This is a genomic window from uncultured Eubacterium sp. (assembly GCF_945980375.1).
In the GTDB taxonomy this organism is placed as follows: Bacteria; Bacillota; Clostridia; order Oscillospirales; family Acutalibacteraceae; genus Eubacterium_R.
The window spans coordinates 67,873-77,042 of sequence record NZ_CAMFQO010000007.1 but is presented as its reverse complement, the minus strand read 5'-3'; the positions used below and the strand labels follow the sequence as shown (position 1 = coordinate 77,042).

The 9,170-nt window shown below is 40.2% G+C and carries 9 protein-coding genes and 1 other annotated feature; of the genes, 7 read left to right on the top strand and 2 right to left on the bottom strand.

What is annotated here, in order from left to right; all coding sequences use genetic code 11:
- Positions 1 to 19 precede the first annotated feature (19 nt).
- Complete coding sequence (locus Q0P34_RS03790; protein ID WP_294953102.1) at positions 20 to 895, bottom strand: TIGR01212 family radical SAM protein; 876 nt, start codon at positions 893 to 895, stop codon at positions 20 to 22.
- Positions 876 to 1,640 (bottom strand): inositol monophosphatase family protein, encoded by a 765-nt coding sequence (locus Q0P34_RS03785; protein WP_294953099.1) that lies wholly within the window; start codon positions 1,638 to 1,640, stop codon positions 876 to 878. The genes Q0P34_RS03790 and Q0P34_RS03785 overlap by 20 nt, the downstream gene beginning before the upstream one ends.
- A gap of 57 nt (positions 1,641 to 1,697) precedes the next feature.
- Between Q0P34_RS03785 and Q0P34_RS03780 the strand changes: the two genes are divergently transcribed.
- The 7 genes from Q0P34_RS03780 (at position 1,698) to Q0P34_RS03750 (ending at position 9,153) form a co-directional block, all read left to right on the top strand.
- Positions 1,698 to 2,990 carry a MurT ligase domain-containing protein gene (locus Q0P34_RS03780; RefSeq protein ID WP_294953096.1) on the top strand — a complete coding sequence of 431 codons (1,293 nt, stop codon included), beginning with the start codon at positions 1,698 to 1,700 and terminating at the stop codon, positions 2,988 to 2,990.
- Positions 2,981 to 3,676 (top strand): glutamine amidotransferase, encoded by a 696-nt coding sequence (locus Q0P34_RS03775; RefSeq protein WP_294953093.1) that lies wholly within the window; start codon positions 2,981 to 2,983, stop codon positions 3,674 to 3,676. Before Q0P34_RS03780 ends, Q0P34_RS03775 begins: the two co-directional genes overlap by 10 nt.
- Positions 3,677 to 3,720: 44 nt before the next feature.
- Positions 3,721 to 3,931, top strand: a binding site (T-box leader).
- Positions 3,932 to 3,969: 38 nt separating this feature from the next.
- Positions 3,970 to 6,672, top strand: a complete 2,703-nt coding sequence (locus Q0P34_RS03770) for a valine--tRNA ligase (RefSeq protein WP_294953090.1) — start codon at positions 3,970 to 3,972, stop codon at positions 6,670 to 6,672.
- Entirely contained in the window at positions 6,672 to 7,679 is a 1,008-nt protein-coding gene (locus tag Q0P34_RS03765; protein WP_294953086.1) for a Mur ligase family protein, read from the top strand. Before Q0P34_RS03770 ends, Q0P34_RS03765 begins: the two co-directional genes overlap by 1 nt.
- 72 nt (positions 7,680 to 7,751) lie before the next feature.
- Positions 7,752 to 8,063 carry an anti-sigma factor antagonist gene (locus Q0P34_RS03760; protein ID WP_294953083.1) on the top strand — a complete coding sequence of 104 codons (312 nt, stop codon included), beginning with the start codon at positions 7,752 to 7,754 and terminating at the stop codon, positions 8,061 to 8,063.
- 2 nt (positions 8,064 to 8,065) lie between these two features.
- Positions 8,066 to 8,503, top strand: a complete 438-nt coding sequence (gene spoIIAB / locus Q0P34_RS03755) for an anti-sigma F factor (protein WP_294953080.1) — start codon at positions 8,066 to 8,068, stop codon at positions 8,501 to 8,503.
- Positions 8,497 to 9,153: a sigma-70 family RNA polymerase sigma factor gene (locus tag Q0P34_RS03750; RefSeq protein WP_294953077.1), complete on the top strand. Its 657-nt coding sequence runs from the start codon at positions 8,497 to 8,499 to the stop codon at positions 9,151 to 9,153. Before spoIIAB ends, Q0P34_RS03750 begins: the two co-directional genes overlap by 7 nt.
- Positions 9,154 to 9,170 lie beyond the last annotated feature (17 nt).

Below are 9,170 nucleotides of genomic sequence, written 5' to 3'. Positions count from 1 at the left end.
GAATGTTCAATCTGTTTTTTTATTCATCCTTCAGGGCTTTGTTTATTGTATTGAGCACTGTTTTTTTGTCTGCTGACCACAAGGGTGCAATTAAATTCTTTTTTGCTCCGTCGCCTGTAAGCCTATGAATAACAACGTTTTTTGGTATTATCCTAACGCAGTCAACAATAATCTGTGTATATTCCTCAAGTGACAGAACATTAAATTTACCTTGTTTGTATTCTTCTGCAAGATCTGTACCGTCTATGACATGCAAAAGCTGTAATTTTATTCCGTCGGTTGCCTTGCATGCGTATTCAACACTTTTAAGCATATCCTGCTTGCTTTCACCGGGCAGGCCCAAAATAATATGTGTAACAACATTTATACCAATGCTGTGAAGCTTACTTACTGCCGTATCATATACATCATTTGCATAGCCTCGCCTAATGTATCTTGCAGAGCTTTCATTAGAGGTTTGCAGTCCAAGCTCAACGAAAATAGGTTTAATTTTATTAATATCATCAAGGAGCATCAGTACATCATCACCGAGACAATCCGGCCTTGTAGCGATTGACAGTGCAACAATATCCGGGTGATTAACGGCTTCGGTATAAATCGTCCTTAACCTTTCAACAGGAGCATATGTATTAGTAAATGCCTGAAAATATGCAATGTATTTTCCGTTTTTGATTTTTCCCGATATCCTGCTTTTGCCTTTTTCGATTTGTTCTGTAATTGACAGGGTAGGGCTCTCGGCAAAATCTCCGCTGCCTCCCTTAGAGCAAAATATGCATCCTCCTGTACCTATTGTTCCGTCTCTGTTTGGACAGGTGAAGCCTGCATTTATAGCTATTTTATACACCTTTTGTCCGAATCTGTCCTTTAGATAGCTGTTAAGAGTTGTATATTCCATAAAACTCCTCTATATTTCTTTTGTTACCGCAAACGTACGATTTGATTGAGTTAAGGCTTAGCACATCACCGTTAACCTGTGTGCATACTCCTCCTGCTTCATTAAGGATAAGAGTTGCACCTGCCCAATCCCACGGGCGTAGAATAAGCTCGTAATAAAGGTCTGCCTTGCCCGATGCAACATAGCAGATGTCGAGTGCCGCAGAGCCACCGCGTCTAACCTCAAGCGCTTTATAGAATACTTTTTCCGTAAGCTCAAAGGTTTTGTGTGCAAGCTCATGCTCGTAGGGACAGGTTCCGAATAACACAAGGCTTGTCTGCATATCGCAATCGCTGACATGAATTCTATTACCGTTAAGATATGCACCCTTACCCTTTTCTGCGTAGTACATATTGTCAAGGTCAGGGTCATAAACAACACCGATAATCAGCTCCCTATCCTTTGCGAGACCAACGCTGATTGCACTGTGCTGAAAGCCTTTTACAAAATTTGTTGTTCCGTCAATAGGATCTATGATAAAGCAGTAGCCGTCTGTCAACTCCTTGTTGCCGTCTCCTTCTTCACCGAGAAGAGCAGCATCGGGAATAATCCTTTTTAATTCGTTATATAAAAATGTCTGAATTTCTTTATCATATTTTGTAACAAGGTCAACATTAGAGGTTTTTAACGATACAGAAAGGTCGCTTCCTGCACCTGTGTATATCTCTCCCGCCTTGTATACGATGTCAACTATTCTTTTTAGCATATTATCATCTCCAAAAGGATTATATCATATTTCCTGCTAATTTCAATATAATATAGTATGTTTATTATTCTTTGTATAGCAAAGCTTTTGATGCGTGCTCTTAATCTTTTGCATAGAGGAGCAACAACCCTTCCCGGAAGGATTGCCCTACGACTAAAACCTAACATTTTGTTTGCCCTTTCAAGGGATGTATACTGTATCTGCGTTACGGGAACAAACGGAAAAACAACAACCTGCGCAATGATAGAAAAGGGACTTATTGCAAATAATAAGCCATGCTTCATTAACAAGGGCGGAGCAAATATGATGTCGGGTGTTGTAACTGCGTTTATAAAAAACGCAACACTATTCGGTAAGCCAAGGTGCAAATATGCCGTTGTTGAATGTGACGAAAACAGCTTGCCTCTCATTACAGGCAGTATCAATGCAAAAATAATAGTTGTAACAAATGTTTTTCGTGACCAGCTTGATAGGTACGGCGAAATAAACACAACTCTTGAAAAAATAAGGCAGGGAATAAGTAATTCTCCCAATGCCGTAGTAATACTAAATGCAGATTGTCCTGTTACATATTCTTTGAAATTTAGATGTAAAAATGACGTGATAAGCTTTGGCGTTGATTGCAGCAGCGGTGTAAGCGTTGTATCCGATTCGCCGTTATGTCCTTTGTGTTCAGCCAAACTTTCTTATCATTCGCTTATATATGCACAGCTCGGCAGCTTTTATTGCCCTGTGTGCAAATATCATAGAATTAAGCCTGATTTACTTGCAACGGATATTTGTAACTCCTCGTTTAATATCGGTGAGAAACGAATTAATATGTCGCTCGGGGGAATATATAATATTTATAATTTTTTGTCTGCAGCTGCTGTTATGGAGCATTTGGGCTTAAGCTATTTGCCTATACAATCCTTTGGAGGAAGCTTTGGCAGGACAGAAAGCTTTTATAACGGGAACAATAAGATTACTCTAATGCTTGTTAAAAATCCTGTTGGTTTTTCAAGCTGTATTAACCTTGCTTTTACGCAGTACGGAATATTTAACAGTATCTTTGCACTTAACGATAACGATGCCGACGGCAGAGATGTCAGCTGGATATGGGATGTAAGCTTTGGTAGGGTATCGTCAAATAAATGCTACACAATCGGTACACGTGCCTACGATATGGCTGTAAGGCTGAAATACGATGATATTAAAGCAACGGTTATTGAAAACGAAAACTATAGTCAAATGATAGATACTATTATTTGTGATAATACAGATTTTGTTATTTTTGCTTCATATACAGCAATGATGGATATGAGGCATTTGCTTATTGAGTCCTTTGGCGGTGATGAGTTTTGGCAATAAAAATTGTACATCTTTATCCTGATGAATTAAACCTCTACGGTGATAGCGGAAATATTGCCTGTATTGTAAAAAGATTATATGCAAGAGGTTATAACGCAGAGGTTGTCAATGTAGGTGTTGGGGAGAATATACCAAGCTTTGATTTGCTTTTCATCGGCGGCGGACAAGATAGGGAAATGATGGCAATTAATAAGGATATTAAAAGAAAAGCAGATGCTTTATCGTATTACATACATAAAGGCAATACAATACTTGCTATTTGCGGTGGCTATCAGCTTTTGGGAGAATATTACAAAATGTCAAACGGCAGTGTTATGGAGCTTACGGGTGCAATACCCTTTTTTACCGAAGGCTCAAAGCATAGGATGATAGGTAACACTGTTTTTTCCACTCCGTTCGGCAATGTTGTAGGCTTTGAAAACCATAGCGGAAAAACATATCTTTCAAAGGATATTGCCCCTCTCGGAAGAATTATTAAAGGCTTTGGCAATAATGGAGAGGACAAAACAGAGGGAGTCCTTTTCAAAAATACCTTCGGTACATATGCTCACGGTCCCGTTCTTCCGAAAAATCCGTCACTTGCCGATGAAATAATAAAAAGAATGCTCGGCGTTGACAGTTTGATTAATATTGACGACGATCTTGAGAATAATTGCCACAGGCAGTTGATATTAAGATATACATAGCTCTTGACAAACTAACGGTATTTTGATAATATACTATCAATATTGAAAAGGCTGTGATTAAGAGGAGTAACCCCCGATTGCCTTGCAGAGAGCTGACGGTTGGTGCAAGTCGGCAGGATAGGCGGGTGAAGGTAGCTTATGAGCCGACGGGTGAACTGACAGTAGCCTTGTCCGTATTTCTGCGTTAAGGATATAAAGAGGCACGGCTGTTATGCTGTGCAATTTGAGTGGTACCACGGATATTTCGTCTCATTGTGTAATGAGACGATTTTTTTATTGAAAGGAAGATATATATGGCTAAAGAATTGGAAAAACAATATAATCCGTCAAATTTTGAGGATAAGATTTATAAGTTTTGGTGTGAGAATAAGTATTTTCATGCCGTTAAGGATGAGTCAAAGCCAACCTACACAATCGTGATTCCTCCTCCAAACATTACAGGACAGCTCCATATGGGACATGCTCTTGATAATACTTTGCAGGATATTCTTATCAGATATCACAGAATGAACGGTTATGATACTCTTTGGCTTCCGGGAACAGACCACGCTTCTATCGCAACAGAGGCAAAGATTGTTGAAAAGATGCGTGAGGAGGGCGTAACCAAGGAAGACATCGGCAGAGAAAAATTTCTTGAAAGAGCTTGGGATTGGAAGGAAACCTACGGCAATAGGATTATTGAGCAGCTCAAAAAAATGGGCTCCTCCTGCGATTGGGACAGAGAACGCTTTACTCTTGACGAGGGATGCTCAAACGCTGTAAGGGACGTATTTAAGCGCCTTTATGACGAGGGACTTATCTACCGTGGCAACAGAATGGTAAATTGGTGCCCACATTGCAACACATCAATTTCCGATGCAGAGGTAGAGTACGAGGAAAAGGAAGGCAATTTCTGGCATCTTCTTTATCCTGTAAAGGAAACGGGTGAAACCCTTGAGCTTGCTACCACAAGACCTGAAACAATGCTTGGTGATACGGCAGTAGCTATCAACGGCGACGACCCACGATACAAGCATCTTCACGGATGTCACGTTATTCTTCCGCTTATTAATAAGGAAATTCCTATTGTATGCGACGAGCATGCAGATATGGAAAAGGGTACCGGTGTTGTAAAAATTACCCCTGCCCACGACCCTAACGACTTTGAGGTAGGCCTTCGCCATAATCTTCCTATCGTAAGAACATTTACCTACGACGGACATATGACAGGTGCAAAGGAAAAGGCTATTGCCGATGAAATCCTTGCATCAGGCAGAGCAACCCAAAATGAGCCTGAGGTTCTTGATTGCGGAAAATATGCCGGTATGACTACAACGGAAGCAAGAAAAGCAATTCTTGCCGACCTCGAGGCAGGAGGATACATTAAGGAAATCGAGCCTCTCAAGCATGATGTAGGCACCTGCTACCGTTGTCATTCAACAATCGAGCCTATGGTTTCAAAGCAATGGTTTGTAAAAATGGAGCCTCTTGCAGGACCTGCTATTGATGCTGTTGAAAACGGAGACATTAAGTTCGTTCCGGAAAGATTTAAGAAGAATTATATGTCTTGGATGAGAGGTACCCGCGATTGGTGCATTTCGCGTCAGCTTTGGTGGGGACATCAAATTCCTGCTTGGTATTGTGAGGATTGCGGTGCTACAACCGTTTCAAAGGATGATGCCTGCGAATGCTCCGCTTGTAAGAGCAAGAACATTGTTCAGGACCCTGATACTCTTGATACATGGTTCTCGTCTGCATTGTGGCCGTTTTCAACTCTCGGTTGGCCTGAGGATACAGATGACCTCAAGAGATATTATCCTACAAACACTCTTGTTACCGGCTACGATATTATAGGCTTTTGGGTTTCCAGAATGATTTTCTCGGGACTTAAATATACTGATAAGGCACCGTTTGATACTGTACTTATCCACGGCCTTGTTCGTGATGCACAGGGCAGAAAGATGTCAAAATCTCTCGGCAACGGTATTGATCCTCTTGAGATTATTGACCAATACGGAGCTGATGCGTTAAGATTTGCTCTTGCAACAGGTAATTCTCCGGGTAACGATATGCGTTTCTCCGATGACAAGATTACATCATCACGAAATTTTGCCAATAAGCTTTGGAATGCGTCAAGATTTGTTCTTATGTATCTTGGCGAGGATTACAGATATAACGGCTTGCCTCAAAACCTGCTTATTGAGGACAAGTGGATTATTTCACAGGTTAACAATCTTGCAAAGGAGGTTACCGAAAACCTTGATAAGTTCGAGCTCGGTATAGCAATCCAAAAGCTTTACGATTTCATTTGGGATGTTTTCTGCGATTGGTATATTGAGATTGCAAAGATTAGATTGCAGGGTGAGGACGAAGCTGCAAAGGAGCAGGCAAAGGCTGTTCTTGTTTATGTCTTAACCGATATTCTTAAGCTTCTTCATCCGTTTATGCCGTTTATTACAGAGGAGATTTATCAGGCAATCCCTCATGATTGCGAATCCATTATGATTAGCAAATGGGTAAATTATGACGAGGCTCTTTCCTACGATGCCGACGAGGCTGAAATGGAAAAGATTATGGCTTCAATTCGTGCAATCCGTAACCGCAGAGCAGAAATGAATATTCCGCCGTCAAAGAAATCAAAGGTGTTTGTTGAAACATCAAACACTGCTACCTTTGAAAACGGTGCAGAATTTATCAAGCGTCTTGCATATGCAAATGAGGTGCAGGTAAGCGAAGCCTTTGGCGACCTCGGTAATGTTGTTACAATTATTACCGATGATGCAAGAATATATATTCCGCTTGGTGATTTGGTAGATTTTGAGGCAGAAAAGAAACGACTTGAAAAGGAGCTTGCAGCAGCACAGGATAAGCTTGATTTCATTAGCAAAAAGCTTAACAATCCCGGCTTTGTAAGCAAGGCACCGGAAAAGGTTGTTGCTCAAAACAGAGAGGATGCCTCAAAGCTTGAGGAAAGAATAGCTCAAATCAAAAAATCTATCGAAGAAATTGAACAGTAATGAATTATAACGAAGCGTTAAATTTCATATTAAGCAAGCAAAGCCTCGGCATAAAGCCGGGGCTTACTCGTATTAAAGCACTGCTTGATTCTATGGGTAATCCTCAAAATAAAATAAGAATTATTCATATTGCGGGAACGAACGGCAAGGGTACTGTTGCAAGGTTTATCAATGATGCCCTTATTGATGCAGGATATAAGGTAGGGCTTTTTACATCACCGTGGATAATTGATTACACAGAGCAAATCCAAATAAATAACACATTTATTTCACAGGAAGTTTTTGCCGAATATGTTGATGCTTACCGTGATAATGATTGTACGGAGTTTGAATTTTTAACGGCTGTTATGTACAAATATTTTGCAGACAGTAATGTTGATTGGGCAGTTGTTGAGTGCGGAATGGGCGGCAAGGGCGACAGCACAAACGTTGAAAAGGAAAACATTGCCGTATTAACCTCAATATCTCTTGACCATACGGATTTTTTAGGCTCAACCATTGAAGAAATTACCAAAGAAAAGGAAGGTATAATAAGGGATAACTGTCCTTGCTTTAGGTATAATGATACCGGGAACTTTAATTCAGATAATATAGACCTTGCAAACAGAGTTTTGCAATATCTCGGTGTAGAAATGGCGGAGCCTGTTAAGCCTGTAGGTCGTCAGCAAAGAATAGGAAATGTGCTTATAGACGGTGGGCATAACGTTGAAGCGGGCAAGGTGCTGGCGCCGCTTATTAATGATGAAATAGCCGTTATCGGTATGATGAAGGATAAGGATATTGACGGCTACTTGTCATATGTTGCACCAAAATGTAAAAAAATAATTTGCACAAATGTAGACAACAAAAGGGCAATTTCGGCATACGAGCTTTCTCGGTATGCCAAAAAATACTGCGATGATGTTACCGTTACAGACAATCCACGGCAAGCAGTTAAACAAGACGGTGTCAGCTTAATTTGCGGTTCGTTTTATCTGCTTCGAGAAATAATGGACCTGCTTTCATAATTCAACAAATTTTTACACAACCAATCTGTTACATTGTTAGCAGGTTGGTATTTTTTATTTGGAGGTATTTTTGTGAATGTAACCATAGAATCAAGCGGAAATCTTGTAATAGCCTATCTTTACGGCGAAATTGATCATCATACTGCCGTTGACATCAGAGATAAAATTGACAATGCCGTAAGCTACATTAAGCCGTCACATTTAATTCTTGATTTTAAGAATGTAACATTTATGGACTCAAGCGGAATAGGTCTTGTTATGGGCAGATACAGACTGCTGATGAATTTTCATTCAACTCTTGAAATCAGAAATGTAACTAAGCAAACAAAAAAGCTTATGGAGTTAGCCGGACTTGGCTCAATTGCAATAATAAAGGAAGTGTAAATATGACAGTAAAAAACGAATTTAAGCTTACAGTTGAAAGTAAAAGCATTAACGAGAGCTTTTGCAGGGTTGTTGTGTCGTCCTTTGCATCAACACTTGACCCCACAATAGAGGAGCTGACTGACCTCAAAACAGCTGTTTCGGAGGCGGTAACAAATTCTATCGTTCACGGATATGACAATACCTGCGGTAAAATTTACATTACAGGACAAATTACGGATGATAGCTACATAAAAATTATTATAAAGGATAAGGGCAGAGGTATAGCAGATGTCAATCAGGCTATGACTCCGCTTTTTACTACGGGTGAGAGTGACAGAGCAGGACTCGGATTTACTGTTATGCAGTCATTTTGCGACAGAGTTAAGGTTGTTTCTTCTCCCGGAAAGGGTACATCTGTTACACTTATTAAAAGAATAAACGGTCGTACAAAATGGTAAAAGACAGCAGAGAGCAAATGATTAAGGACAACATAGGACTTGTTCATTCCATAGCCAAAAGATTTAAGGGCAGGGGCGAGGATTATGATGATTTGTATCAGGCAGGCTGTGTTGGATTAATTAAGGCTGTGGATAATTTTGATGCATCAAAGGGCTTTCTTTTCTCTACCTATGCCGTTCCCGTTATTATGGGCGAAATCAGACGGCTTTTCCGTGACGGAGGAGCAATAAAAATTTCTCGCTCGCTCAAGGAAAAATCCATAAAGGTGCAGGCAATAAGGGAAAGGTTTGTAAAGAAAAATCTTCGTGAGCCTACCTTAAGCGAACTGTCACAAATAAGCGGAATAGATAAGGAAGAATTGTCCGAGGTGCTTAATGCCGTAAATCCGGTAATCTCTATTTATACAAGTAATGACGAAGAAGAGGGAGTTATTGAAATCCCTGTTGATGACAGTGATACTTTGTTTAATAAAATTTCTGTTGATTATGCAGTGAAGGGATTATCAAACGATGAACTGCTTTTGATCAAATACAGATTTTACGAGGGAAAAACGCAGGTGCAAACAGCAGAGCTTTTGGGTATTTCACAGGTGCAGGTTTCACGCAGAGAAAAGCAATTGCTGCTCAAGCTGCGACAAAGGCTCGAATAAGAAACAATCCTTAATAA